Annotated in this window: 20 protein-coding genes and 1 pseudogene; 12 read left to right on the forward strand and 9 right to left on the reverse strand. The window is 63.7% G+C overall.

The window, feature by feature from the left end; all coding sequences use genetic code 11:
• The first annotated feature begins 44 nt into the window (after positions 1-44).
• Entirely contained in the window at positions 45-1,253 is a 1,209-nt protein-coding gene (bamC, locus tag DXT59_RS28215) for an outer membrane protein assembly factor BamC (RefSeq protein WP_116141520.1), read from the forward strand.
• A gap of 551 nt (positions 1,254-1,804) precedes the next feature.
• Here the strand turns inward: bamC and DXT59_RS28220 are convergent.
• The 3 genes from DXT59_RS28220 to DXT59_RS28230 form a co-directional block, all read right to left on the reverse strand.
• Positions 1,805-2,062 (reverse strand): DNA-binding protein, encoded by a 258-nt coding sequence (locus tag DXT59_RS28220; protein WP_116141522.1) that lies wholly within the window; start codon positions 2,060-2,062, stop codon positions 1,805-1,807.
• A 170-nt stretch (positions 2,063-2,232) separates the two neighbouring features.
• Positions 2,233-2,511: a hypothetical protein gene (locus DXT59_RS28225; RefSeq protein WP_116141524.1), complete on the reverse strand. Its 279-nt coding sequence runs from the start codon at positions 2,509-2,511 to the stop codon at positions 2,233-2,235.
• Positions 2,512-2,666: 155 nt separating this feature from the next.
• On the reverse strand, positions 2,667-3,386 hold the full coding sequence (locus DXT59_RS28230) for a YdcF family protein (protein ID WP_205417489.1): 720 nt from the start codon (positions 3,384-3,386) through the stop codon (positions 2,667-2,669).
• 246 nt (positions 3,387-3,632) lie between these two features.
• On the opposite strand from DXT59_RS28230, the gene DXT59_RS28235 reads away from it, so the two are divergent.
• The gene (locus DXT59_RS28235) at positions 3,633-3,944 is read left to right on the forward strand and encodes a hypothetical protein (protein WP_116141528.1); all 312 of its coding nucleotides are present in this window, start codon (positions 3,633-3,635) and stop codon (positions 3,942-3,944) included.
• A 202-nt stretch (positions 3,945-4,146) separates the two neighbouring features.
• Here the strand turns inward: DXT59_RS28235 and DXT59_RS28240 are convergent, their stop codons facing one another.
• Positions 4,147-4,407, reverse strand: a complete 261-nt coding sequence (locus DXT59_RS28240; RefSeq protein ID WP_116141592.1) for a hypothetical protein — start codon at positions 4,405-4,407, stop codon at positions 4,147-4,149.
• A gap of 211 nt (positions 4,408-4,618) precedes the next feature.
• A pseudogene (locus DXT59_RS28245) lies at positions 4,619-5,014 on the reverse strand (transposase); the annotation flags it as partial.
• Positions 5,015-5,755: 741 nt separating this feature from the next.
• Here DXT59_RS28245 and scpB point away from each other — a divergent pair.
• From scpB to truB, 7 genes are all read left to right on the forward strand, one after another.
• On the forward strand, positions 5,756-6,787 hold the full coding sequence (gene scpB, locus DXT59_RS28250; protein WP_116141533.1) for an SMC-Scp complex subunit ScpB: 1,032 nt from the start codon (positions 5,756-5,758) through the stop codon (positions 6,785-6,787).
• A gap of 59 nt (positions 6,788-6,846) precedes the next feature.
• Positions 6,847-8,571 (forward strand): 23S rRNA pseudouridine(2605) synthase RluB, encoded by a 1,725-nt coding sequence (gene rluB / locus DXT59_RS28255; RefSeq protein WP_116141594.1) that lies wholly within the window; start codon positions 6,847-6,849, stop codon positions 8,569-8,571.
• A gap of 290 nt (positions 8,572-8,861) precedes the next feature.
• Positions 8,862-9,320, forward strand: a complete 459-nt coding sequence (rimP, locus tag DXT59_RS28260; RefSeq protein WP_102646606.1) for a ribosome maturation factor RimP — start codon at positions 8,862-8,864, stop codon at positions 9,318-9,320.
• Positions 9,317-10,792: a transcription termination factor NusA gene (gene nusA / locus DXT59_RS28265; RefSeq protein ID WP_116141535.1), complete on the forward strand. Its 1,476-nt coding sequence runs from the start codon at positions 9,317-9,319 to the stop codon at positions 10,790-10,792. The genes rimP and nusA overlap by 4 nt, the downstream gene beginning before the upstream one ends.
• 95 nt (positions 10,793-10,887) lie before the next feature.
• The gene (infB, locus tag DXT59_RS28270; RefSeq protein ID WP_116141537.1) at positions 10,888-13,803 is read left to right on the forward strand and encodes a translation initiation factor IF-2; all 2,916 of its coding nucleotides are present in this window, start codon (positions 10,888-10,890) and stop codon (positions 13,801-13,803) included.
• A gap of 167 nt (positions 13,804-13,970) precedes the next feature.
• On the forward strand, positions 13,971-14,339 hold the full coding sequence (rbfA, locus tag DXT59_RS28275; protein ID WP_116141539.1) for a 30S ribosome-binding factor RbfA: 369 nt from the start codon (positions 13,971-13,973) through the stop codon (positions 14,337-14,339).
• Between the two features lie 59 nt (positions 14,340-14,398).
• Positions 14,399-15,388, forward strand: coding sequence for a tRNA pseudouridine(55) synthase TruB (truB, locus tag DXT59_RS28280; protein WP_116141540.1), 990 nt, complete (start codon positions 14,399-14,401; stop codon positions 15,386-15,388).
• Here the strand turns inward: truB and DXT59_RS28285 are convergent.
• From DXT59_RS28285 to DXT59_RS28300, 4 genes are all read right to left on the reverse strand, one after another.
• Positions 15,385-16,944: a DHA2 family efflux MFS transporter permease subunit gene (locus DXT59_RS28285; RefSeq protein WP_116141543.1), complete on the reverse strand. Its 1,560-nt coding sequence runs from the start codon at positions 16,942-16,944 to the stop codon at positions 15,385-15,387. The genes truB and DXT59_RS28285 overlap by 4 nt on opposite strands.
• Positions 16,945-16,995: 51 nt before the next feature.
• Positions 16,996-18,258 (reverse strand): HlyD/EmrA/EmrK family protein, encoded by a 1,263-nt coding sequence (locus tag DXT59_RS28290; RefSeq protein WP_116141545.1) that lies wholly within the window; start codon positions 18,256-18,258, stop codon positions 16,996-16,998.
• Positions 18,259-18,342: 84 nt separating this feature from the next.
• Positions 18,343-19,842 carry an efflux transporter outer membrane subunit gene (locus DXT59_RS28295; protein ID WP_116141597.1) on the reverse strand — a complete coding sequence of 500 codons (1,500 nt, stop codon included), beginning with the start codon at positions 19,840-19,842 and terminating at the stop codon, positions 18,343-18,345.
• A gap of 117 nt (positions 19,843-19,959) precedes the next feature.
• Positions 19,960-20,439: a MarR family winged helix-turn-helix transcriptional regulator gene (locus DXT59_RS28300; RefSeq protein WP_116141547.1), complete on the reverse strand. Its 480-nt coding sequence runs from the start codon at positions 20,437-20,439 to the stop codon at positions 19,960-19,962.
• A gap of 319 nt (positions 20,440-20,758) precedes the next feature.
• Here DXT59_RS28300 and typA point away from each other — a divergent pair, with 319 nt between their 5' ends.
• From typA to DXT59_RS28315, 3 genes are all read left to right on the forward strand, one after another.
• Entirely contained in the window at positions 20,759-22,585 is a 1,827-nt protein-coding gene (gene typA / locus DXT59_RS28305) for a translational GTPase TypA (RefSeq protein ID WP_116141549.1), read from the forward strand.
• 246 nt (positions 22,586-22,831) lie between these two features.
• Positions 22,832-25,693 (forward strand): 2-oxoglutarate dehydrogenase E1 component, encoded by a 2,862-nt coding sequence (locus DXT59_RS28310; protein ID WP_116141550.1) that lies wholly within the window; start codon positions 22,832-22,834, stop codon positions 25,691-25,693.
• 109 nt (positions 25,694-25,802) lie between these two features.
• The coding region (locus DXT59_RS28315; RefSeq protein WP_338065202.1) for a biotin/lipoyl-containing protein at positions 25,803-26,107 on the forward strand (305 nt) is incomplete at its 3' end.

A 26,107-nucleotide genomic window follows, 5' to 3' on the forward strand; every position in this document is an offset into this window, starting at 1 on the left:
ATCCATTCACATACTGGCGGCGAAAGCGCAAGGATTTCCCGAACATGACCGATCTTCGTTTTACCTCGCGGTTCGCCGCTTTGGTTTTGGCCGGCGGCCTCGTTGCCGGTTGCAGTACCTCGTCTCCCACCAAGATCGATTACAAGAGCGATTCGAAGTCGAAGCAAGCTTCGCTCGCCGTTCCGCCGAATATGCTCGACGAGGCGTCCGATCAACGCTCGTTGCCGCCGCAAGGGGGCACAACGTCGGCTTCGACGTTCTCGCAAGTGCAACAAGCCGCGCCGCCCGAGAACGCGGTGATGCCGCCGGTCAAAGGCATGCACATCCAGCGCGACGGCACCGAAAGCTGGCTCGTCATCGACAGCCGCAACCCGGACGAAGTGTGGCCGCGTGTGCGCCGCTTCTGGCAAGAGCAAGGCTTTTTGCTCGTGGTCGACGAGCGCAACAAGCACGTGCTGGAAACCGACTGGAACGAAACGCGACCCCAGATCAATCTGGGCATCATCCGCAACACGCTGTCGAAGGCCATGGGCAATGCGTACGTCGCCGCCGAGCGCAACAAATTCCGCACGCGTCTCGAGTCCGCTCCGGGTGGGGGCACCTACGTGTTCATCAGCCAGAAGGGTATGCGCGAAACGCTCAGCGGCGTGAACAACGATACGACCAAGTGGGAAGCCAAGCCCAACGATCCGGCGCTCGAACTCGAGTACCTGAAGCGCTTGATGGCGGGACTGGCGCTGGCCGACGCGCGCGGCGATCAAGCGGGCCCCGTGGCCGCCGATATCGCACCCGCCCCGGCTAGCGATGCCGCGGCGAAGGGTAAGGGCGATGCGGCCGCGGTCGCGGCGCGTAACGCGGAGCTCGCCGCGCAGTCGCAAGCCTCGCCGAGCTCGGCGACGAATGGTCAATTCACCTCGACGGAGCTGACGCTCGACGAGCCGTACGATCAAGCGTGGGCACGCGTAGGCATTGCACTCGATCGTTCGAACTTCACGATCGACGATCGCGATCGGACGAGGGGCCTCTATCAAGTCCGCTATGTCGATCCGCACGACAAGAGTTCGGAAGAGCAAGGGTTCTGGAGCCAAGTGTTCCATGGTCGCAAGGAGAAGGTGGCCAAGCAATACTTGGTCAACGTGAAGGCCGTCACCGAAAACCAAACACGCGTCGCGGTGGTTGACGACAAGGGCAACATCGAAACGTCGCGTCCCGCGAAGGAAATCATGTCGCTGATCGTCGATCAACTGCACTGATCCAAACACGGCGTGACACCCGTGTAAAAGAACCCGCCGCGTAGCTCGGCGGGTTTTTTTATTGCTGCCGCTATTGGCCGGGGTCACCCGAGCGCCTTACGGTCCCCTTGGCACGGGCGATGTCACGTGACGTTACGCCGTAACGTCACCGCGCGCTGTTTCGATCACGAAACGCTTTGCGCTTCCTTAGCCTCGATTTCTCTTTTGAATTCAGTGAGTTGCCCGTGCATCTTGGCATGGCACACAAGCTGCTTTATCTGGCCCCGTAGGGCAAAAGGCAGGGAGGACGAGGCGGGCTTCGCCCCATAAAAGCGTGCCGTCGCGGCGATGGCGTCGTTCGACGCGCTCGTGCCGGCAATCTCACGGCAATCGGAACCGATCCGAAGTCTTGCTTCGAAAAGAAATGGCTCGCGTCTTGTCGCGCGAGCGACGATGGCCCCGTCGCCTATCCTCGTAAGGCGACGGTTTTACCCGCGTTCCACGGAACGCGGGTATTTTTTATCCGGCGTTCGCCTGCTTGGTTAGGAGTACGAACGAACTCGGACGGTCGTTCAATGATTGGCTTGCGGTACATCGAGGATCAAGATGATGGTCCAATCCGCATCGCCGTCATGATGGTATTGGCGCTCGGCCACGATGAACGGTTGTTGTTTGCCGGCCGGGCCGAGAAAAAGCACGTCGCCCTCCATCGGCAGGCATTCGACGGGCGGCAGCGCGAGAAACGCTTCCTGCGAACCGCGCGGCATCAATTTCTCGATCTTGCGCGATGCCGCTTCGGTCCATTCGATATCCAACTGGATGTTGCTCATGCTGTCCTCTCAGCGCTATGGTGCGCGCGCGTTGCGAAATGTTCGGGGTGTTTCGGGTGCGCGACTTTAGCATAACCGGCGCGGCGCTTTCCTAACGAAAAAGCCGAAGCCGGCGGGACCGGCTTCGGCTCATCGTACACTCGCGGCGCATCGCCGCCGCGGCCGTGCAATTACTGGCTCGCCCCGCTTGCCGCGGCTGCGCTGTCGGCTTTGCCCTTGGCCGCATGCTTGTGCATCGGCTTATGGTGCCCGTTCTTATGATGCATCGGCATTTCATGCTCTTGTGGCGAAGCTTCCTGTTGCTGCTGGAGCGCTTGTGCCCGCTGCTCGACGTCGGCGGCCTTGGCCGGGTCGGTGCTCATCGTGACGCCGCCTTCATCGGTTTGCGCATAAGCCGCGCCGGCCAGCAGCGAAAGTGAAAACAAGACAGTCAGGGACGCTTTCTTCATTATTGCCTCCGTGCGAAAAATGGATGGATGGTGGTCCAGATGCTGCCCGTCCGGCTGGACATTGCAAATTCTAGCCAGCATAAGCCCTACAACGCGACTCGTGTGGAGCAAATGCGACGGTCGGTTACGTCTCGTTACATGTCGGGATCCCGTTGTTAAAACCAGCCTAAGGCTCGATACACGCGGAACTGGGCCATACCGATCAGTTCATGCAGTGCGACGTTGGCCGCAGCCAAATTCGGCCGGCGCGGCAGCAAGCCGCAGCGGACGGTACGGCCGCCCGACGAACTTTGCTGCGGCGTCAAGCCGAAGCGCTCGAAATCCAGCAGTGCCCGCGGCATGTGGTAAGCCGACGTCACCAGCATCAACGAATCGTAATGTTGGCTGCGCAAAATACGTGCGACGTGCTCGGCGTTCTCGTATGTCGTGAGGCTCGTGTCTTCGAGCACGAGATCGGCCGGCGCGACATGCGCTTGCAACAAATACGGCGCATAAGTCTCAGCTTCGGATGCCGTGTGTCCCTGTGGATTGCCGCCGCTTACGATGACCTGGCAGTGGGGCGTTTGCTGCTTGCATTGCGTATAGAGCTGCGCGGTCTTGGCGATACGCGGCCATACGTCCTGTATGGGCACGAGTTTGCCGTTGCGATCGTAGCGGGTCCCGCCACCCAGCATGACGATGACGTTGCGCTCGCCGAATCGGGGCGGCGGCGCTTGCTGCGCATCGCGTTGCACCGCCGCGACTAGGGGGGCGGACAGCCACCCGGCCGAGAGCAGCCAAAACAAAACGAGCGCGGTGGCGGCGATCGCCTTCCTCGCCCGTCGCCAAAGCACAAAAACCACTGAAAAAAGCGCGAATAAAGTGAATATGATCAATTGAGATAGGGTAACGTATGGTTTCGGGGATGGCGTCGCAAGCGGCGCCGATACGTTGAACGGACCACGGCCATTCGCGCATTTCAATATGTCGCGAAGCGCCCGATTATAGGCATTACGCACGACATGACGGGACCGGTACAGCCGGTTGCCGCCCCGGCTCGGCGGCTGGCGCTCACCGTACCGGCCACCGGAAGGCATGCGCCGTCACGCGTGACGGCGGCCGCACTTTAAGAAAGAGTCGAGATGACCACGTATTCCAACGAAGCGGTGCTCGAAGCGCTTAGGCGAGTGCAATATCGTCAGGTTCCCTGGGCGAAACGTCCCGGAGTGTTCGAATATCTACGCGGGCTGGGCCTGATGGAAACGGTCCGCCAACGCACGGTGGCGCCTGGAGCAGGGTTTCATGCGCCGGTCGACATCGCCGTGCTGACCGAAAAAGGACGCGCGGAATTCAATCGGCTGGCGCGCGAGGAACGGGCGCTGAATTGGTCGGACGCGAAAACGAACGAGTACGCGTTAAGGGAAGCAACCGCCGCGATCGAATTGCGCTCTTAGCGCGCTCCCCGCATCACTCACGCGCGATCCGCGCGGCTCGCTGCCGATATCCGATCGAAAAAAAACCCGTATCGCGAGGATACGGGTACCGGATATTTCTGCTGCCACGCTGTGCTCATGGCAATTACTCCGACTGGCCGAACGGCCAGTGGTTCCCTTCGTTTCAATTCATCTGCTTCGTATTGCGCATTGCCCGTCTCGTTTAACGTCTGCGAGCGTCTCGCGGGCGCTGTCCGTTGTCGTTCCAGCGGGCGTTGCTTTCGATATCGCCGCGCAAATTGCCGCGCGGTGCCGACGCGCTGCTGGGCGCCGCCGCGCGAGCGGCACGCCATGTCGCCGACATTTCGGGCGGCAGGCGCGAGGCGGGCGCGCGCGAGGGCTGCGCGCTCGCGAGCGTGGCCTGCGCTACAGCGATGCCGACGCTACATAGGAGCAAACCCGCTGCGTGAATGATGACCTTCATTCGGATGTCCGGCACGAAATGCCGGCGGCGTGTCGGCATGCCGACACGATAAGCGGGCGAGCGAAAGCGCGCTGTAAATATTAGTAAATGGATGTTTCGGAGCCGCCTCGCCGCGTATGGCGGGGGAGCGTCGGGGAGGGCGCGGCGGCGCGATGCTCAGCCGCCGCCGCTAACGCATCGCATGGCGGCGTGCCCGCAATGAGGAGGATCAGGCCATCTTGACCGGCGCGCGCCACGATTCCGGATTGGTCCAGAACGCGCCACGTAGACGCTCCGGGCTGCGCGGGGCGGGCGGTTTGACCGCGGTCGCGCCGATACGTCCGCGCAACGACACTTGGCGGCCGCAGGTGCTCAACCGTTTGACGATTTCGGCGAGCGTGCCGTCGGCTTGCCACTCGTCGAAACGGCGCCGGCAGGTGGGCGGCGACGGATAGCGGCCCGGCAGCTTCGACCAGCCCTCTCCCGTGGACAAGACCCACAGCACTGCGTTGACGACTGCGCGCGCTTCGACGCGCGGGCGTCCGCGTCGCTCGCTCCGTGCGGGTTCGGCACAGAACAGCGCTTCGACCAGCGCCCACTCGTTATCTCTCAAATCGTCGAACACCATATGTCCTCACCTCAGCGAAACTGACCCCGGTGCGCTGCCCCGTGCCGCACACCCCTGAGACATCCTCTTGGGATGCCGAGCGAGACGGTGGGCGCCGTGAACGATGTCGATCATCGAGCGGCGCGCCGACCGCAGCGGGCCGAGCAACGCATGGACCGTGCCATGTGAACGGCGAATGCCTGGCAGCCCCGATGCCACGGGCTTGTCGGGGCGTCAGCTAGGGGCGTATAAGACGCCAAAACGCGGGGGCCGGAAATCAGGGCAATCACCAATCTAGTGCAGGCTCGCGCGCCTTGAGTGCGCCCGTGCCCGCTTATTGCGATGCGATAAATCGGCCTGCTCGGGCGAGCCCCCGGCGGCGCCGGGCTCGCTTGTGGCGGGCGCATGCGACGTATGCCGTTCGCTTTGCTCATGCAGCAAGACGGCCGCTCGCCGGCGCGCCTCGCCGGCAGGGACCCCTGTTCAATATTTGAGGTGAGGTGCGCTTTAGCCACGGCCACCGTGGTTTGATTCGCTGTTTACGCTCCCGGGCTTTTTGCGTAATATGGCGTTCAGTCACGCGGCGCCTTCTCCGGAAAACCGTCGCTTCGTCCGGCTGGGTTTGGCTCGAGCGCTGCTCGATTCGCCGCCCCCCGGTCCGTGCTCCCATCAATATGACCGATCAAAATCGGGCGAGCGCGTCTTCAGTTCCATTTCGTCTGTTTGATCCGGTTCGTTGACCACAGGGTCTGACCTAGCTGCATGAATACCCAAGAGGCGAAGATCGTCCTCGAGACTGCTTTGATTTGCGCGCAGGAGCCGCTCAAGGTCGGCGATTTGCGCAAGCTTTTCGCCGATTCCGTATCGGCGGATACAGTCCGTGCGTTACTTGAGGATCTGAGAAACGAATGGTCCGGTCGCGGTGTCGAGCTCGTCGCGCTCGCAACGGGCTGGCGCTTTCAAAGCAAGCCGAGTATGCGCGGTTATCTCGATCGCTTGCATCCCGAGAAGCCGCCGAAGTATTCGCGCGCCGTGCTGGAGACGCTCGCGATTATTGCGTACCGGCAGCCCGTGACGCGCGGCGACATCGAGGAAATTCGCGGCGTCACCGTCAATACGCAGGTGATCAAGCAGCTCGAGGACCGCAGTTGGGTCGAGGTGATCGGGCATCGCGACGTACCGGGCCGCCCGGCGCTCTACGCGACGACGAAGCAGTTCCTCGACGATCTCGGGTTGAAGGCGCTCGACGAGTTGCCGCCGCTCGAAGATCCGACGACGCAAAACGCGGCTGACTTGCTGGCGCAACACGCGATCGAATTTCCGGACGATGCGGCGCTGATCGAAGCCGCCGCTCAGGACGGCGCAACGGCTGAGCAAGCACCGCGGAGCCCCGTTCAGAGCGATGACGGCGCGCCCGCCGCGCGTAGCGAGGGATCGGATGGCGAGCAGGCCGCAGGTTTGCTAGAGAGCGACGGCGGGGACGAATCGTCCGCGCGCTCTCACGAAGAAGACGCGCTCGAGGAGCGCCAGAACACCGCGCCGCACGACGGGCAGGCAAACGTTGCACTGCCCGGCGGTGACGCGAACGAGGCAGGGAAGCACGATCGCAACGAGGATCGTGACCCGCCGCAAGAGAGGTCCGGGCCGGCGGGGCATGCGCGAGACGAGGGCGCTTTATCGAGCGCCGGCGCGCACTCGGCGGATGCCTCCGGCGAACACGCCCCTGATCGCGGCCAACCGGCCGACGACGCGGACGCCTTCACAGACGACGAACCCGCGTCGCGAAGTGCCTGACGTAATCGAACGCACGCTGCGCCTGCAATGGGTGCGCGCAATTGACATTTGAGGTTGTTTTGACAAATACCCACGACACCGATTTGTCCGCATCCGGGCATGCCGTAGACGCCGCGGGCCGCGACGATGCGCGGGGCGACTCCGAGCATGGCGCCCACATCGCGGAGACGGGCGATCAAGATCGTCCTCGCCGCGGGTTGCGCCGAGGCCCGCGTAGCCTTATCGCGCGGCGTCGCGCGGCGGCCAAGACGAAGGGCGAGGCCGGCGCCGGCCAGGACGCGCCCGAGGGCGAGCAAGCACAAGGCGTTGCCGCCGAGCCGTCCGCCGATAGCGACGCCCCCGCGCCCGTGTCGCCGCGCGCGCCGCGCAAGAGCGCGCCGAAGGGCGGCCGCAAGCAAGCGGGCAACCGCCGCGAAGAGGGCGGCCAGGAGCGGGAGGCCAAGGAAAAGGCCAAACCCGCCAAGCGTGCCGAGCCGGCGGCGACCGGGCAAGACGACCTGTTTGCCTACGTCACGTCCCCGGCGTTCGACGCCGATAACGGCGCGACGAGCGGCGTGCGCGCGCCGATGCTGCGCCGCGGCCGCCAGGCGCCGCAAAAGCGCGTGCTCGCGCCGGACGACGACGCGCCCAAGCTCCATAAGGTGCTGGCCGAAGCCGGCATGGGTTCGCGGCGCGAGATGGAAGAGTTGATCGTCGCGGGTCGCGTATCGGTCAACGGCGAGCCGGCCCATATCGGCCAGCGCATCATGCCGACCGACCAAGTGCGCATCAACGGCAAGCCGGTCAAGCGCCGCGTGCAAACGAAGCCACCGCGCGTGCTGCTTTATCACAAACCGACGGGCGAAATCGTCAGTCACGCCGATCCGGAAGGGCGAGCGTCGGTATTCGACAAGCTGCCGCCGATGAAGACGGCCAAGTGGCTGGCCGTGGGCCGGCTCGACTTCAACACCGAGGGTTTGTTGATGCTGACGACCTCGGGGGATTTGGCCAACCGGTTCATGCATCCGCGCTATAGCGTGGAGCGCGAATATGCGGTGCGCGTCGTCGGCGAGCTCTCGGAGAGCTCGCGTCAAAAGCTGTTGCACGGCATCGAACTCGACGACGGTCCCGCCAACTTCCTGCGCATTCGGGACGGCGGCGGCGAGGGGACGAATCACTGGTACCACGTCGCGTTGGCCGAAGGCCGCAATCGCGAAGTGCGGCGCATGTTCGAAGCGGTGGGCCTCATGGTCAGCCGGCTTATCCGCACGCGCCACGGCCCGATCTCGTTGCCGCGCGGTTTGCGCCGCGGGCGTTGGGAGGAGTTGGAGGAAGCTCAGGTGCGGGCGCTGATGGCGGCCGTCGGGCTGAAGGCGCCTACCGAGGAAAAGGGCGCGCGACGCCAGGGTGCCGAGCGGCGCCAGCCCGATCCGATGCAGACGTCGATGGGCTTCATCAACCGCGAGCCCGTCTTGACGGCGCACGGACGTTTCGAACAGCCGGGGCGTGGCCCGGGACGCCGCGGTGCGGGCGGTTTCGGCGCCGGCGCGAGCGGCTTCGGCGACACGCTCGGCGGCGGCTACGGTAACCGCGGACGCGGCCCGGGCGGCGGTCAAAAGGGCGGCCGCCCACGCGACGTGGATGGCAACCGAGCCCCGTCGAGCCCGGCCGGCGGCAAACGCGCTTTCAGTGGCGGCAATGCCAATGCCAATGGCAATCGCGCCCCGGGCGGCAACCGTGCCGGCGGCGGTAACCGCGGCGGCGGTCAAGGTCCCGCACCGCGTGGCCGCTCGCGCGGCCGCTGATTCGCTGCCGATTCGCTGTGTTGCGTGAGCGCTCCGTCGCCGGAGCATTCACGCGGCTGCTGCTTTGCAACGCGCCGCGAAAAATGCTAAACTTACAAAGTCGCTGGGCGTGCGGCTTTCTGTGCGGCTCAGGTGCGACCACCGGTAAGAAGATGATGGGCGTTTCGCCCATTTTTTTTTGGCGGTAACGGTTCGGCATCTCTGCCAGCAGCACCATTTCGCGCGCCGGCATGGCGTGGCGCGCGGCCCCGTGGGTGAAACGCGCGAGCGCGAACACCTTAGAGGGCACTGTGCAACTGACGGAACTGATAGAAACCACGGTCTCGAGCATGGGCTACGAGCTCGTGGACCTCGAGCGCACCGGGCGCGGCATGCTGTGTATTTATATCGACCAGCCCGCCGGCATCGCCATCGAGGATTGCGAAAAAGTCACGCGTCAGCTCCAGCACGTTCTGACGGTTGAGAACATCGACTACGAACGGCTCGAAGTATCGTCGCCGGGGCTCGATCGTCCGCTCAAGAAATTGGCGGACTTTTCGCGTTTCGCCGGCAGCGAGGCGGTCGTGACATTGAAAAAGCCGTTGGACGGGCGCAAAACGTTCCGGGGCATTCTGCATGCGCCGAACGGCGAAACGATCGGTTTGGAATTTGAAGGAAAGGAAGGCGCCGCGATGCTCGATTTCACGCTCGCGGACATGGACCGCGCACGCCTGGTCCCGCACGTTGACTTTAGGAGCCGGAAACAATGAGTCGCGAAGTACTGATGCTGGTCGATGCACTGGCGCGCGAGAAGAACGTCAATAAAGATGTGGTGTTCGCCGCGCTTGAAGCCGCACTTGCGTCGGCCACCAAGAAGCTCTTCGAAGAAGACGTGGACATTCGCGTGCATATCGACCGGGAATCGGGCGAGCACGAAACGTATCGCCGCTGGCGCGTCGTGCCGGACGAAGCCGGCCTGCAAGAACCGGATCAAGAAATCCTGCTGTTCGAAGCGCGTGAGCAAGAACCCGAAATCGAAATCGATCAGTACATCGAAGAGCCGATTCCGTCGATCGAATTCGGCCGCATCGGCGCGCAGGCCGCCAAGCAAGTGATCTTGCAAAAGGTGCGCGATGCCGAGCGCGAGCAGATCCTGAACGATTTCCTCGAGCGCGGTGAAAAGATCATGACCGGCACGGTCAAGCGTCTGGACAAAGGCAATTTCATCGTCGAATCGGGTCGCGTCGAGGCGCTGTTGCGCCGCGATCAGTTGATTCCGAAGGAAAACCTGCGCGTGGGCGATCGCGTGCGTGCTTATATCGCGAAGGTCGACCGCACCGCACGTGGTCCGCAGATCGAACTCTCGCGCACGGCGCCCGAGTTCCTGATGAAGCTGTTCGAAATGGAAGTGCCGGAGATCGAGCAGGGTCTGCTCGAGATCAAGGCGGCGGCGCGCGATCCCGGCGTGCGGGCGAAAATCGGCGTCGTGGCTTACGATAAGCGTATCGATCCGATCGGTACCTGCGTGGGCATTCGCGGCTCGCGCGTGCAGGCCGTGCGCAACGAGCTCGGCGGCGAGAACGTCGACATCGTGCTATGGTCGGAAGATCCCGCCCAGTTCGTGATCGGCGCGCTTGCGCCCGCCGCGGTTCAGTCCATCGTCGTCGATGAAGAGAAGCATTCGATGGACGTCGTCGTCGACGAAAGCGAACTGGCCGTCGCGATCGGCCGTAGCGGCCAAAACGTGCGTCTCGCCAGCGAGTTGACGGGCTGGCAGATCAACATCATGACGCCCGACGAGTCGGCGCAAAAGCAGAACCAGGAGCGCGGCGTGTTGCGCGACCTGTTCATGGCGCGGCTCGACGTCGACGAGGAAGTCGCCGACATCCTCATCGACGAGGGCTTCACGAGCCTCGAAGAGATCGCCTACGTGCCGCTCAACGAAATGCTCGAAATCGAGGCGTTCGACGAAGACACCGTCCACGAGTTGCGCAATCGCGCGCGCGACGCGTTGTTGACGATGGCGATCGCGAACGAAGAGAAGGTCGAGGGCGTGGCGCTCGATCTGAAGAGCCTCGACGGAATGGATGCCGACTTGCTGACCAAGCTCGCCGAGCATCAGATTCAAACGCGCGACGAGCTGGCGGAGCTAGCTGTCGACGAATTGGTCGAAATGACCGGAATGCAAGAGGAAGCCGCGAAGGCGTTGATCATGAAAGCACGTGAACACTGGTTCCAGTGAGTGAATGACCATGGCGCACTGATTAGATAGCGATCTTTGGATCGCATGACCCGATGTTAACCGCAAGGAATCGGTCCTTGCATTAAGAGGAATGAATGGCGAGTAACAACGTAGCCCAATTTGCCGCGGAACTGAAAATGCCGGCTGGGGTGCTCCTCGAGCAGCTCCAGGCGGCGGGTGTCCAGAAAGCGAGCGAGGACGATGCACTGTCCGAAGCGGACAAAGCGCGTCTGCTCGATCATTTGCGCAAGTCGCACGGCTCGGCCGATACCGACAAGCGCAAGATCACGCTGACTCGCCGGCACACGTCGGAGATCAAGCAATCCGACGCGACGGGCAAGGCTCGCACCATTCAGGTCGAAGTGCGCAAGAAACGTGTATTCGTGAAACGCGACGAGGCGGGCGAAGCCGGGGCGGAAGCCGCGGCCGCGCAAGCGAACGCAGTGGACGAGAGCGCCGAGTTGCAGCGCCGCGAGGAAGAAGCGCGCCGCGAAGCGGAGTTGCTCGAGAAACAAGCGCAGGAATTGCGCGAGCAGCAAGAGCGGCTCGAGCGCGAGGAAGCCGAGCGTCAGGCGCGCGAAAAGGCCGCGGAAGCCGAGCGTCAGCGCGCCGAGGAAGAGGCGGCGAGAAAGCGTGCGGAAGCCGCGGCTCGCGAGCAGGCCGAACGCGTCGCCGGCGAGGACGAGCGGGCCGAGGCGGAACGCGCGGCGCAGCGCGAAGCGGCCAAGAAGGCCGAGGATGCCGCACGCGAAGCCGCCGAGAAGGCGCGCGCCGAGGCCGCCGAGAAGGCTCGCGCCGAACAGGACGAAATTCGCAAGCGTCGTGAAAAGGCCGAGGCCGAGGCACGCGCCATCCGCGAAATGATGAACACGCCGCGCAAGGCGCAGGTCAAGGCGCCCGAACCGCCACCGGCTGCAAAGCCGGCCGAAGCCGCGAAGGCGGCCGAGGCGAAGGGTACGCTGCACAAGCCCGTGCGTCCCGCCGGCGAAACGCCGCGGCCCGCCGCGCAAGCGCGCAAACCGGCCGCCGGTGGCACCGCGGCGCCGTCGAGCACCCAGCCCTCCACGGCTCCGGGCTCGGCCGACAAGAAGAAGCAAGGCGGCAAGGGCGGCTGGCAAGACGATGCGGCCAAGCGTCGCGGCATCAAGACGCGCGGCGATTCGAGCGGCGGTGTCGATCGCGGCTGGCGCGGCGGTCCGAAGGGACGCGGCAAGCACCAGGATTCGGGCACCTCGTTCCAAGCGCCGACCGAACCGATCGTCCGTGAAGTGCATGTGCCGGAAACGATCACCGTAGCCGACCTCGCCCACAAGATGTCCGTGAAGGCGTCGGAAGTCATCAAGGTGATGATGAAGCTCGGCCAGATGGTCACGATCAACCAGATGCTCGACCAGGAAACGGCGATGATCATCGTCGAGGAGTTGGGCCATCATGCGGTCGCGGCCAAGCTCGACGATCCGGAAGCGTTGCTCGTCGAAGGCGAGGCGACCGATGCCGAGCAACTGCCGCGTCCGCCGGTGGTCACGGTCATGGGTCACGTCGACCACGGCAAGACCTCGCTGCTCGACTACATCCGTCGCGCCAAGGTGGCGGCGGGCGAAGCGGGCGGTATTACGCAGCACATCGGTGCGTATCACGTCGAAACGCCGCGTGGCGTCATCACGTTCCTCGATACGCCGGGTCACGAGGCATTTACGGCCATGCGGGCGCGCGGTGCGAAGGCAACCGACATTGTCATCCTGGTGGTGGCGGCCGACGACGGCGTGATGCCGCAGACGAAGGAAGCGATTGCCCACGCGAAGGCGGGCGGCGTGCCGATCGTCGTGGCGATCAACAAGATCGACAAGCCCGAGGCCAACCCCGAGCGCGTCAAGCAAGAGCTCGTCGCCGAAGGCGTCGTGCCGGAAGAGTACGGCGGCGATTCGCCGTTCGTCCCGGTGTCGGCGAAGACTGGCGCGGGCATCGACGATCTGCTCGAAAACGTGCTGCTGCAAGCCGAAGTGCTCGAATTGAAGGCGCCGGTGGAAGCGCCGGCCAAGGGTCTCGTCATCGAAGCCAAGCTCGACAAGGGTAAGGGTCCGGTGGCCACGATCCTCGTGCAGTCGGGTACGCTCTCGCGCGGCGACGTCGTGCTGGCCGGCAGTGCTTACGGCCGTGTGCGTGCGATGCTGGACGAGACGGGCAAGGCGACCAAGGAAGCCGGTCCGTCGATCCCGGTCGAGATTCAAGGTTTGTCGGAAGTGCCGGCCGCCGGTGAGGAAGTCATCGTGCTGCCCGACGAGCGTAAAGCGCGCGAAATCGCGCTGTTCCGTCAAGGCAAGTTCCGCGACGTCAAGCTCGCGAAGCAACAAGCCGCGAAGCTCGAAAGCATGCTCGAGCAGATGGGCGAAGGCGAAGTGCAGACGCTGCCGCTCATCGTCAAGGCCGACGTGCAAGGTTCGCAAGAAGCGCTCGTCCAATCGTTGCAAAAGCTTTCGACGGACGAAGTGCGCGTGCAGATCGTGCACGGCGCCGTGGGCGGCATCAGCGAATCCGACGTCAACCTGGCGACGGCATCGAAGGCGGTCATCATCGGCTTCAACACGCGTGCGGATGCGCAAGCGCGCAAGCTCGCCGAGACGAACGGCATCGATATTCGCTACTACAACATCATCTACGACGCAGTGGATGAGGTGAAGGCGGCGATGTCGGGCATGCTCGCCCCCGAGAAGCGCGAGATCGTCACGGGCATGGTCGAAGTGCGCCAAGTGTTCAAGGTGCCGAAGGTCGGCGCAGTGGCGGGCTGTATGGTCACGGACGGCGTCGTCAAGCGTTCGTCGTCGGTCCGCGTGCTGCGCAACAACGTCGTCATCTTCACGGGCGAACTCGATTCGCTCAAGCGCTTCAAGGACGACGTGAAGGAAGTGAAGCAAGGCTTCGAGTGCGGTATGTCGATCAAGAACTTCAACGATATCGTCGAAGGCGATCAGTTCGAGGTGTTCGAAGTCACGGAAGTCGCGCGTACGCTCTGAACGCTAAGCGCGCGGCTCGGGGCGGAGCGGGCGGCAAGCCTTCTCCGCCCCGTTGTTTTTATAGCGGCGCTCGAGCGTGAACGAGGGCATGGCCCTGGTTCGCATCGAGCGTCTGCCGGGGTGCATCGGTCATGACAATGCGCCCTAACCGCTAGGCGGGACTCATCATGTCGAAGAAACGCACATCCCCCAATCGCAACGTCCAGATCGCGGATCAAATCCAGCGCGATCTGTCCGAACTCATCATGCGTGAGGTCAAAGACCCGCGCATTGGGCTCGTCACGATTCAAAGCGTCGAGCTCACGCCCGACTACGCGCACGCGAAGGTGTACTTTACGACGCTGACGGGCGATGCGCAGGCCACCCAGGTCGCGCTCAATCATGCCGCCGGGCACCTGCACAATCTGCTGTTCAAGCGGTTGCACATTCATACGGTCCCGACGCTGCATTTCCACTACGACAAATCGATCGAGAAAGCGGTGGAGATGTCGCGCTTGATCGACGAGGCGAACGCCACGCGCGCGAAAGACGACTAAACGCGCGCGAGCGGGGCACGCCATGCGGCGTGCCGTATTCGCGCCTTTGAAACGATTAGATGAAACCATCCCAACGTCCACGCGTGCCGCGCCGCGCGCTCGACGGCGTCTTGCTGCTCGATAAAGGCGTCGGCTTGTCGAGCAACGACGCGCTCGTACGCGCCAAGCGCCTATTGCTCGCTCAGAAGGCGGGCCACACGGGTACGCTCGACCCGCTCGCGTCGGGTCTGCTGCCGTTGTGCTTCGGCGAGGCGACGAAGTTTTCTCAGGATTTGCTCGAAGCGGACAAGACCTACGAGGCGACGATGCGCCTCGGCATTCGCACGAGCACGGGTGACGCCGAAGGCGAAGTGCTGGAAACGCTGCCCGTCGACGTCGACCTGCCGCGTATCGAGGCCGCGCTCGCGCGTTTTCGGGGGCCGATCTCGCAGGTGCCGCCGATGTATTCGGCGCTCAAGCGCGACGGCAAGCCGCTCTACGAATACGCGCGCGCGGGGCAGGTCGTGGAGCGCGCCGCGCGCGAGGTCACGATTCATCGGCTCGAACTGTTGGACGTGGCGGTGCCCGATGTGACGTTCCGCGTCACTTGCAGCAAAGGCACCTATGTGCGGACGCTGGCCGAAGACATCGGCACGGCGCTCGGCTGCGGCGCGCACCTCGTTGTGCTGCGACGTACCGGGATAGGGGCGCTCACGCTCGAGCATGCGGTCACGCTCGAGGCGCTGGAGGTCATGCAGGCCACTGACCGCGATGCCTGCTTGCGCCCGGTCGATGCGCTGCTTTCGACGTTCCCGCTCCTGCGGCTAGGCCTTGTCGAGGCCAAGCGGTTTCTCCAAGGTCAGCGTCTGCGGCTGGCGGATTTGCCGCAGCCGATACCCGCGGAACCGCAAGCGGCTGCAAAAGACAGCGTGGATACGCGTGTGCGCGTCTATCGCGAGGAAGATGGCGCATTGCTCGGGGTGGCCAGGGCCGAAAACGGCGTGCTGGCGCCCGAACGGTTGATCGTGACGGCACCGGTCTGCGCGCCGAGCCCAGCCCGTGAGCGTTAGTGCGCCGCCGATGCCGCCGCACTCGAATCGCCGCCGCCCGAGCGTTCCGGTCGCGTGATCCAAATGAGCGCGATGAGAACGATGAAGATGACCGACGAGATATAGAACAAGTCGTTCACGCCGAGCTGCGCGGCTTGCTGCGTGACGAGCCGGTCAAACATGCTGTAGCGCTGCGCATTGTCGAGTCCGAGCGCGCCCAATTGGGTCATCGATTGACCGAACGTCGGATCGAATGAACTCGCCCGTTCGGTCAATTGCGCGTGATGGAAGCTCGTACGGTGATCCCAGGCCGTCGTGAAGATCGACGTCCCGATCCCGCCGCACATGATCCGCACGAAATTCGACAAGCCCGAGGCGGCCGCGATGCGATTGCCGGGCAGGCCCGACAAGGTGATCGATACGAGCGGAATAAAGAATCCGGCCATGGCGATCCCTTGCACGAGGGTCGGCGCGGCGAGCGACCAGGTATCGACTCCGGTGGTATAACGCGAGCGCATCCAGAAGCAGAGCGCGAAGACGATGAACGCGGCCGTGGCGATCTTGCGCGGATCGGTGCGCGGCAAGAACTTCCCGGTGATCGGCGACAGCAAGACGGCGAACAGGCCGACCGGCGCCATGACGAGGCCGGCGTCGGTCGCCGTATAGCCGATGTTCGTCTGGAGCCACAGCGGCAGCAGCACGAGATTGCCGAAGTACAGTCCATAGCCGATCGAAAGCGCGATCGTGCCGCCCGTGAAATTGCGCTTCGTAAACAGCGAGAGATCGACGACCGGATGATCGGCCGTCAACTCCCAGACGACGAAGAACGCGAAACCGATGAGCGCCGTCAGCGCAAGCACGACGATCGTCGTCGACGAGAACCAATCGAGGTCCTTGCCTTTATCGAGCATGACTTGCAGCGAGCCGACCCAGATCACGAGCAATGCAAGGCCCACGGTGTCGATCGGCGCCTTTTTGATGACCGAATCGCGCGTACGGAAAATGGCCCACGTGGCGATCGCGGCCACGATGCCGACGGGAATGTTGACGTAGAAAATCCAGGGCCACGAGATGTTGTCCGAGATCCAGCCGCCCAGGATCGGCCCCGCGACGGGCGCGATCAGCGTCGTCATCGACCACATCGATAGGGCGAGCGGTGCTTTCGCGCGCGGATAGCTCGCCAGCAGCAGCGTTTGCGACAGCGGAATCATCGGGCCGGCCACGGCGCCCTGAATCACTCGTGACAGCAGCAGGAACGGCAGCGTCGGCGCGAGTCCACACATCCACGACGAGATCACGAACAACACGATCGAGGCGAGGAACAGGCGCACCTGACCGAGCCGCTCCGTGAGCCAGCCCGTGAGCGGCACGGAGATCGCGTTGGCCACCGCGAACGACGTGATGACCCACGTGCCCTGATCGGAGGACACGCCGAGGTCGCCCGAGATAGTCGGGATCGACACATTCGCGATCGAGGTGTCGAGCACGTTCATGAACACGGCCAGCGACACGGCGATCGTGCCGATCACGAGCGAAGCGCCGGTCAGAGGCGGGTGAGGAGCTTGGGGCTGAGCCATTGAGCGGGTGACCTCGGAACGTTCGTTATAGGGCGATGAGCGACACGGCGCTTACATCAGCTTGGCGCCGCCGCCGGCGACTTTCGTCGCATGGCCGCTCGACGCGCGCGCGTTGGCGCCGGGTTGCTTTTGCTGCGCGAGGCCGCCCGTGCCGCCCGCGTTTTGCTCGATGATGCGCGCGATCTCGGCATTCGCTTCGTCGCCGTACTTGTCGAACACGTTCGTTTGATAGACCGTGTTTTGCGCGTTGCTGAGCTGGCTGCCCGTGTCGTTCTTGATATCGACGTCGGCTTGCATCGACAGGCCGATGCGCAGCGGATGGGCACGCAGCTCGGCCGGATCGAGTGCGATCCGAACGGGCAGACGTTGCACGACCTTGATCCAGTTACCCGTCGCGTTTTGCGCGGGCAGCAGCGAGAATGCGGAGCCGGTACCGGCCGAGAAGCCCACGACCTTGCCGTGATAGACGACCGACGAGCCGTAGATGTCCGCGGTCAGCCGCACCTCTTGGCCGATGCGCATATGCGTAAGCTGCACTTCCTTGAAGTTGGCATCCACCCAGACCGATTCGAGCGGCACGATCGCCATCAGCGGCGTGCCCGGCGAGACGCGTTGACCCACTTGCACCGAGCGCTTCGCGACGTAGCCCGTGACAGGGGCGGGCAGCACGTTGCGCGCGTTGCTCAGGTAGGCGTCGCGCACCTTCGCTGCGGCCGCGAGTACGTTCGGATGCGTCGCGATCGTCGTGTTGGAGGTCAGCGCGCGGTTCGAGGCCAGTTGTTGCTGCGCGGCGTCGAGCGCGGCTTGCGCGGCCTTGACCGTGTCGCGCGCATGCGAGATCTCTTCCTGCGAGACCGCACCCGTTTGGGCGACGGCGAGGCGACGGCGCAAATCGTCTTGCGCGCGCGAGAGGTCCGCCTCGCGTTGCGCGATTTGCGCTTGGAACTGATCGTTGTTCACGAACAGGCCGCGCACTTGCCGCACCGTTTGCGCGAGGTTTGCCTCGGCCTGCTGCAATGCGACGCGCGCGTCCGCGCCGTCGAGCACGACGAGCGGCGCGCCGGCGCTGACCGTCTGCGTATCGTCGGCGTTCACGGCGATGACCGTGCCCGTCACTTGCGGCGTGATCTGCACGACGTTGCCGTTGACATAGGCGTCGTCCGTGTCCTCGTGAAAGCGCGCGACGAGGAAGTAATACAAGCCGTACGCGACGGCCGCGACGAGGATCACGCCGACGAGCAGCGTCATCAATCGCTTGCGTCGGTTGCTGTTCTGCGACTGCACGCTCGCGGCGGTTTGTTGAGTGTCGCTCATGGAAATGCTCTCCGTTTCTCGAGTCTCGACTTTTCGAAGCTCTATCGTTGAATCTTGCTTAGGTTATGGATGTTTCGTTGCCGCTCAGCCTGCCGAGGGCGGCTGCGCCGCGGCGGTTTCGGATGCCGGTACGGCCACCCCGGCCGCCTGGGCATCGAAGCCGCCGCCCAGCGCGCGAATCAGCGCCAGTTGCAGGTCGCGCCGCTTCATCGTGAGGTTCGTCACGGTTTGCTCGGCGGCGAGCCGGTTGTTGTCCGCCGTGAGCACTTGCAACTGCGGCGACAGGCCGGCCTTATAGCGGATCACTGCCAAGCGGTAAGCTTGCGTCGACGCGTCGAGCGCGCGCTGGGCGTCGCTCATCTCCGTATCGATGGCGCGGATCGACGCCACTTGCGTGGCCACGTCGGACATCGCGTTGATCAGCGCTTGGTTGTAGTTCGCCACATCGAGTTCGAAGTCGGCGTAACGGCCCTTCAGTTGAGCGCGTAAGGCGCCCGCGTCGAAGATTGGCAGATGGATCGCGGGGCCCGCTTGCAGTTGGCGGCTCGCCGCCGTCAGGAAATGTCCCCAGCCGAACGCATCGAAACCGATCCCCGCCGCCAGATTGATGTCGGGGAAGAATTCGGCCTTCGCTTCCTTGACGTTCGCGAGCGCGGCTTGCACTTGCCAGCGCGCCGCGACGATATCGGGGCGGCGCGAGACGAGATCGGCCGGCAAATTGGAGGGCAGCGTCACCGTGCCGTTCGGCGCGAGCACCGGCTCGGCGATGGCCAGGCCGCGATCGGGGCCCTTGCCCAGCAAAGCGGCCAATTGGAAGCGTACCGCCTTGATCTGGCCGTCGAGATCGGACAGCGTGGCTTGGCTCGTCGCGACGTTGCCGCGCGCGGTTTCCTTTTCGACGTTCGTATCGAGACCTGCCGCGACGCGGCCGTTCGTGATCGTGCCGACTTCCTGGCGGTTGCGGATCTCGCGCGCCGCGATGTCGCGCAGCGCGTAGAGCTGGGCAAGCTGGTTGTACGTGCGCGCGACCGACGAGGCGAGCGTGATGCGCGCCTCTTGCATATCGGCTTCGGCCGCCTTCTCTTGCGAGATCGATGCGTTCACGCGCGCGCGGTTCTTGCCCCACAGATCGAGGTCCCATGAGGCGCTCGCGAGCACATTGTGCTCGGTGAACCAGCCGCCGCCGAAGGGCGGGGGGTACAGCCCATTCGCCGAAAACCGCTCGCGGGTGACCGAGTAGCTGCCGTCGACGGTGGGCAGCAGCGAGGAGCGCGCGCTCTCGATATAGGACTGCGCCTTGGCGATGCGCGCGCGCGCCTGCGCGATCGACGGATTGCCTTGCAGCGCTTCGTCGATGAGCGCGGGCAATTGCGGATCGCCGAACGAGCGGGCCCAATCGAGCGTCGGCCATGCGCCGCCCTCGTTGGGCAAGCTTTGGGCCGATTCGAGCGAGGTGGCCGAGGTGATCTGCTTATCGCTCTTGATCCCCGCGTAATTCGCGCACCCGGCCATTGCCAGAACAGCGACGGCCGCCGCGATCGCGGCGCGGCCGCCGCGCAGGCGTGCCGTGAAAGAAGGTGTCATCGCCCGGCTTTTCGAGGTGAATGTAATCATGGACTTTGCAACTTATTTTTTACGATTGAAGGTCGAAACTCGTTGCCATGTCAGCTAACCGCGCCGACGTGTGCCTGGCCGGCGCCGTTAGTCGGCCGCGGATTCCGCGGTGTTGGCGAGGATCCGCCTCAGCATGCTCTTCAAGAATCCCACTTCTTCCGGCGTGAACCCCGCCAGCGCTTTTTCGACGACGCCGCCGAAGATCGCCGGCATCCGCGCGGCCAGCGCCCGGCCTTCCTCGGTCACGGCAAGGTGAACCGCACGACGGTCCTCGGAACTGCGCACCCGCGACAGCAGATTACGCTTTTCCAGCCGATCGATCAGCCGAGTGACCGCGCTCGCGTCGATGCCGTAGTCGCGCGCCAATTCCGCCGCCAGCGAACAGCGCCCGCTCGCGATCATGAACAGCATGCTGGCTTGCGTGCTGGTGATGCCGAGTTCATCGAGCGTCTTCTGCGTCACGAGGTTCGACAGGCTCGATTTGGCGCGAGCAATCAGGTAGCCGACGCTTTCGTCCGGTTGGTAGTTGGACACCTCGGGCGGCAGCGGCGCGGGTGTTTTGCTCATGGCGGGTTCCGTGCGATTGCAATAGTTGACTAGGCATGATTATAGGCGCACAACGGTTGACTCGACAAGCATCTAATGGGTGTTCCCCGCCCGATTTAAGCGAATCCTTAAACCGGGCCGCTATTATGAGGCTTTCCGCGCAACCTTGCTTGCGGGCGGGAAGGGCGGCACGCGGCATGCGGCGGTGACATCGTGGACCCACGCGGGGCGTTCGCTGTCACGGTCGCGTGGTAGAATGCCAAGTTACCCAGAAAGTGCGCGCACCCGTTTTGGCTTTCGTCGCATCCTGTTTCGCGCACGCAACCGCCCCCTTATTTCTATGACTCGCGCTATTCGCAACATCGCCATCATTGCCCACGTCGACCATGGCAAGACCACGCTCGTCGACCAACTGCTTCGCCAGTCGGGCACGTTCCGAGAAAACCAGCAGATCGCGGAACGCGTGATGGATTCGAACGACATCGAAAAAGAGCGTGGCATCACCATCCTGGCGAAAAACTGCGCCGTCGAGTACGAAGGCACGCACATCAATATCGTCGATACCCCGGGTCACGCCGACTTCGGCGGCGAAGTGGAGCGCGTGCTGTCGATGGTCGATTCGGTGCTGCTGCTCGTCGATGCCGTCGAAGGCCCGATGCCGCAAACGCGTTTCGTGACGAAAAAAGCGCTCGCGCTCGGCCTCAAGCCGATCGTCGTCGTCAACAAAATCGACCGCCCGGGCGCCCGGATCGACTGGGTCATCAACCAGACGTTCGATTTGTTCGATAAGCTCGGCGCCACGGAAGAGCAGCTCGATTTCCCGATCGTCTATGCGTCGGGCCTGAACGGCTACGCTTCGCTCGACGCGAGCGCGCGTGAGGGCGATATGCGCCCGCTGTTCGAAGCCATTCTCGAGCACGTGCCCGTGCGCGACGCCGATCCGGACGGTCCGCTTCAGTTGCAGATCACGTCGCTCGATTATTCGACGTACGTCGGCCGCATCGGGGTGGGGCGTATCGCGCGCGGCCGCATCAAGCCGGGTCAACCGGTTGCGCTGCGCTTCGGTCCCGAAGGCGCGGTGCTCAACCGCAAGATCAATCAAGTGCTGTCGTTCCACGGGCTGGAGCGCATCCAAGTGGAAGAGGCGCAGGCGGGCGATATCGTCCTCATCAACGGTATCGAGGATATCGGGATCGGGGCGACGATCTGCGCGCCCGAGGCGCCCGAAGCCTTGCCGATGATCACCGTCGACGAGCCCACGCTGACGATGAACTTCCTCGTGAACTCCTCGCCGCTCGCCGGTAAGGAAGGCAAGTTCGTCACGAGCCGCCAGATTCGCGACCGCCTGACGAAGGAGTTGAACCACAACGTGGCGTTGCGCGTGCGCGACACGGGCGACGAGACGGTCTTCGAGGTGTCGGGCCGGGGCGAGCTGCATTTGACGATCTTGATCGAGAACATGCGCCGCGAGGGCTACGAGCTTGCCGTATCGCGTCCGCGCGTCGTGCTGCACGAGATCGACGGCGTCAAGCACGAGCCGTACGAGCTGTTGACGGTCGACGTCGAGGACGGCCACCAAGGCGGCGTCATGGAAGAGCTCGGCCGCCGCAAGGGCGAGTTGCTCGATATGGCCTCGGATGGCCGCGGCCGCACGCGTTTGGAATACAAGATCCCCGCGCGCGGGCTGATCGGCTTCCAGGGCGAATTCATGACGCTCACGCGCGGTACGGGCCTCATGAGCCACGTGTTCGACGAATACGCGCCCGTCAAGGAAGGCACGCTCGGCGAGCGCCGCAACGGCGTGCTGATCTCGCAAGACGACGGCGCGGCCGTCGCCTATGCGCTGTGGAAGCTGCAAGATCGCGGCCGCATGTTCGTTAAGCCGGGCGATGCGCTCTACGAGGGCATGATCATCGGCATTCACAGCCGCGACAACGATCTCGTCGTGAACCCGATCAAGGGCAAGCAACTGACGAACGTGCGCGCCTCCGGTACCGATGAAGCCGTGCGCCTCGTGCCGCCGATTCAGATGTCGCTCGAATACGCGGTCGAGTTCATCGACGACGACGAACTCGTCGAGGTCACGCCGCAATCGATCCGCCTGCGCAAGCGCCATCTGAAGGAACACGAGCGCCGTCGCGCGAGCCGCGAGGCGTCGGTCGACTAAGCGCCCGATCGATCTCCCGTGCCCGAAGGGCAAGCGAAAAAGCCACCTCCCGAGGTGGCTTTTTCCATACGGGACGGGCGCTTGCAGCCATCTAGACTATTCGTTCTGTGATATGCTGCGCGTGCTAGTTTTAGGTCCTTCCAAGCAAGACTTGATTCGCGCAATCCGCTAAACGGTCAGGCCGTGTCGCGGAAGGTTGAGTAACCCGCTATTTCTCGAGAAGCTCGAAGAAAGGTGAGCGTAAACATGATGAAGCAATTCCAGCTGAACTCGTATTTGTTCGGCGGCAATGCTCCGTACGTCGAAGAATTGTACGAGCAATACCTTGATAACCCGGCGTCGGTCCCCGATAACTGGCGCGAATATTTCGATGCGTTGCAAAACGTGCCTGCCTCGGATGGCAGCGCGGCGAGCGACGTGGCCCATGGCCCTATCGTCGAATCGTTCGCTCAGCGCGCGAAGGCTAATGCATTCATTCCGCGCGAAGCCGAAGCCGGCGGTAATCTCGCCACCGCGCGAAAGCAAGTCCACGTTCAATCCCTGATCAGCGCTTATCGATTCCTGGGCTCGCAATGGGCCAACCTGGATCCGCTCAAACGCCGCGAACGTCCCGCCATTCCCGAGCTCGAGCCCGCGTTCTACGACTTCACCGAAGCCGACATGGACCAGACGTTCAGCGCGAGCAACCTGTATTTCGGGTTCGAGCAAGCGTCGCTGCGCGATATCGTCAAGGGTCTGCGCGACACGTACTGCGGCACGATCGGCGCCGAGTTCATGTACATCAGCGATCCGGAGCAAAAGCGCTGGTGGCAGGAAAAGCTCGAATCGATCCGTGCGACGCCGAGTTTTTCCCCCGACAAAAAGAAGCACATCCTCAATCGCCTGACGGCCGCCGAAGGCCTCGAGCGTTATCTGCATACGAAATACGTCGGCCAAAAGCGTTTCTCGCTCGAGGGCGGTGAAAGCTTTATCGCCTCGATGGACGAAGTCGTCCGTCACGCGGGCGCGAAGGGCGTGCAGGAGATCGTCATCGGCATGGCCCACCGCGGCCGCTTGAACGTGCTCGTCAACACGCTCGGCAAGATGCCGTCCGATCTCTTCGCCGAATTCGAAGGCAAGCACGTCGACGACCTGCCGGCCGGCGACGTCAAGTACCACAAGGGCTTCTCGTCGGACGTGGCGACCGAAGGCGGTCCCGTCCACTTGTCGCTCGCCTTCAACCCGTCGCACCTCGAAATCGTCAACCCGGTGGTCGAAGGTTCGGCCAAGGCGCGGATGGACCGCCGCGGCGACGAGAACGGCCTGCAAGTGCTGCCCGTGCAAATCCACGGCGACGCGGCCTTCGCGGGTCAGGGCGTCGTCATGGAAACGCTGAACCTCGCGCAAACGCGCGGTTACGGCACGCACGGCACGCTGCACATCGTCATCAACAACCAGATCGGCTTCACGACGTCCGATCCGCGCGATGCACGCTCGACGCTGTACTGCTCGGACGTCGTCAAGATGATCGAAGCGCCCGTGCTGCACGTGAACGGCGACGATCCCGAAGCAGTCGTGCTCGCCACGCAAATCGCGATTGACTTCCGGATGCAGTTCCATAAGGACGTCGTCCTCGACATCGTCTGCTTCCGTAAGCTCGGCCACAACGAGCAAGACACGCCCGCGGTCACGCAGCCGCTGATGTACAAGAAGATCGCCCAGCATCCGGGCACGCGCGCGCTGTACGCCGAAAAGCTCGTGCAGCAAGGCGTGATCACGGCCGAAGACGCGGAAAGCTACATCAAGGCGTTCCGTCAGGCGATGGACGAAGGCCACCACACGATCGATCCGGTGCTCTCGAACTACAAGAGCAAGTATGCCGTCGATTGGGTGCCGTTCCTGAACCGCAAGTGGACCGACGCGGCCGACACGGCCGTGCCGCTGGCCGAACTGAAGCGTTTGGCCGAGCGCATCACGACGATTCCGGCGAACTTCAAGCTGCACCCGCTCGTCGAGCGCGTCGTCAACGACCGCCGTGCGATGGGCCGTGGCGAGGCGCCGCTCGACTGGGGCATGGGCGAACATCTGGCCTACGCGTCGCTCGTCGCATCGGGCTACGCCGTGCGTCTGACGGGTCAAGACTCGGGTCGCGGCACGTTCACGCACCGTCACGCCGTGCTGCACGATCAAAACCGCGAGCGCTGGAACGATGGCACGTACATTCCGCTGCAAAACGTGGCGGACGGCCAAGCGAAGTTCACGGTCATCGACTCCGTGCTGTCCGAAGAAGCGGTGCTCGGCTTCGAGTACGGCTACTCCACGGCCGAGCCGAACACGCTCGTCGCCTGGGAAGCGCAGTTCGGCGATTTCGCCAACGGCGCGCAAGTCGTGATCGACCAGTTCATCTCGTCCGGTGAAGTGAAGTGGGGCCGCGTCTCGGGCCTGACGATGCTGTTGCCGCACGGCTACGAAGGCCAAGGGCCGGAGCACTCGTCGGCGCGTATCGAGCGCTACCTGCAGCTCTGCGCCGAGCACAACATGCAAGTCGTGCAGCCGACCACGCCCGCGCAGATTTTCCATCTGCTGCGCCGCCAGATGATCCGCTTGTTCCGCAAGCCCCTGATCGTCGCGACGCCGAAGTCGCTGCTGCGCCACAAGGAAGCGGTGTCGGACCTGTCGGAACTCGCCAACGGCTCGTTCCAGCCGGTGCTCGGCGAGGTCGACGGCACGATCGATGCGAAGAAGGTCAAGCGGGTCGTCGCCTGTTCGGGCCGCGTGTACTACGATCTCGTCGCTCACCGCCGCGAGGCGAAGGCGAACGATGTCGCGATCATTCGTATCGAGCAGCTCTATCCGTTCGCGCACAAGCAGTTCGAAGCAGAGCTGAAGAAATACGACAACGCGACGGAAGTGGTGTGGGTGCAGGACGAGCCGCAAAACCAAGGCCCGTGGTTCTACATCGAGCACCATCTGAAGGAAGGCATGAAGGAAGGGCAGAAGCTGGCGTACAGCGGCCGTCCGGCTTCGGCCTCGCCCGCGGTCGGTTACTACGCGAAGCACTACGAACAGCAAAAGGCGCTGATCGAAGGCGCGTTCGGCCGGCTCAAGAGCGCGCAGATCGCTAAATAACTAGATTGAGGGTGAACCGGGAAAGCGCCAGCGCGCTTTCCCGTGTCGCATCGAAATGCGATACGCCGTTCGCCTCCCACACCAGATATAAGAGTTCAGGAAAGATCAAATGGCTATTGTTGAGGTCAAGGTTCCGCAGTTTTCGGAGTCGGTTTCGGAAGGTACGATGCTTCAGTGGAAGAAGAAGCCGGGCGAGGCCGTGACGCGCGACGAGATTCTCGTCGAGATCGAAACGGATAAGGTCGTGCTGGAAGTACCGGCGCCGGATTCGGGCGTGCTGGCGGAAGTGATCGTCGCCGACGGCGAAGTCGTCGCATCGGAGCAACTGCTTGCGAAGATCGATACGGAAGGCAAGGCCGGCGCCGCGGCCGCTCCGGCCGCTGCCGCTGCTCCCGCCGCCGCTGCCGCCGCTCC

This window comes from Trinickia diaoshuihuensis (assembly GCF_003390925.1).
GTDB lineage: Bacteria > Pseudomonadota > Gammaproteobacteria > Burkholderiales > Burkholderiaceae > Trinickia > Trinickia diaoshuihuensis.

Coding starts and splice junctions, on each gene's coding strand:
- typA (WP_116141549.1), top strand. CDS start 20,759: ATGACTCGCGCTATTCGCAACATCGCCATCATTGCCCACGTCGACCAT.
- DXT59_RS28300 (WP_116141547.1), bottom strand. CDS start 20,439: ATGAGCAAAACACCCGCGCCGCTGCCGCCCGAGGTGTCCAACTACCAA.
- nusA (WP_116141535.1), top strand. CDS start 9,317: ATGAGTCGCGAAGTACTGATGCTGGTCGATGCACTGGCGCGCGAGAAG.
- DXT59_RS28310 (WP_116141550.1), top strand. CDS start 22,832: ATGATGAAGCAATTCCAGCTGAACTCGTATTTGTTCGGCGGCAATGCT.
- bamC (WP_116141520.1), top strand. CDS start 45: ATGACCGATCTTCGTTTTACCTCGCGGTTCGCCGCTTTGGTTTTGGCC.
- DXT59_RS28290 (WP_116141545.1), bottom strand. CDS start 18,258: ATGAGCGACACTCAACAAACCGCCGCGAGCGTGCAGTCGCAGAACAGC.
- rbfA (WP_116141539.1), top strand. CDS start 13,971: ATGTCGAAGAAACGCACATCCCCCAATCGCAACGTCCAGATCGCGGAT.
- infB (WP_116141537.1), top strand. CDS start 10,888: ATGGCGAGTAACAACGTAGCCCAATTTGCCGCGGAACTGAAAATGCCG.
- scpB (WP_116141533.1), top strand. CDS start 5,756: ATGAATACCCAAGAGGCGAAGATCGTCCTCGAGACTGCTTTGATTTGC.
- DXT59_RS28235 (WP_116141528.1), top strand. CDS start 3,633: ATGACCACGTATTCCAACGAAGCGGTGCTCGAAGCGCTTAGGCGAGTG.
- DXT59_RS28240 (WP_116141592.1), bottom strand. CDS start 4,407: ATGAAGGTCATCATTCACGCAGCGGGTTTGCTCCTATGTAGCGTCGGC.
- DXT59_RS28220 (WP_116141522.1), bottom strand. CDS start 2,062: ATGAGCAACATCCAGTTGGATATCGAATGGACCGAAGCGGCATCGCGC.
- DXT59_RS28295 (WP_116141597.1), bottom strand. CDS start 19,842: ATGACACCTTCTTTCACGGCACGCCTGCGCGGCGGCCGCGCCGCGATC.
- DXT59_RS28225 (WP_116141524.1), bottom strand. CDS start 2,511: ATGAAGAAAGCGTCCCTGACTGTCTTGTTTTCACTTTCGCTGCTGGCC.
- truB (WP_116141540.1), top strand. CDS start 14,399: ATGAAACCATCCCAACGTCCACGCGTGCCGCGCCGCGCGCTCGACGGC.
- DXT59_RS28285 (WP_116141543.1), bottom strand. CDS start 16,944: ATGGCTCAGCCCCAAGCTCCTCACCCGCCTCTGACCGGCGCTTCGCTC.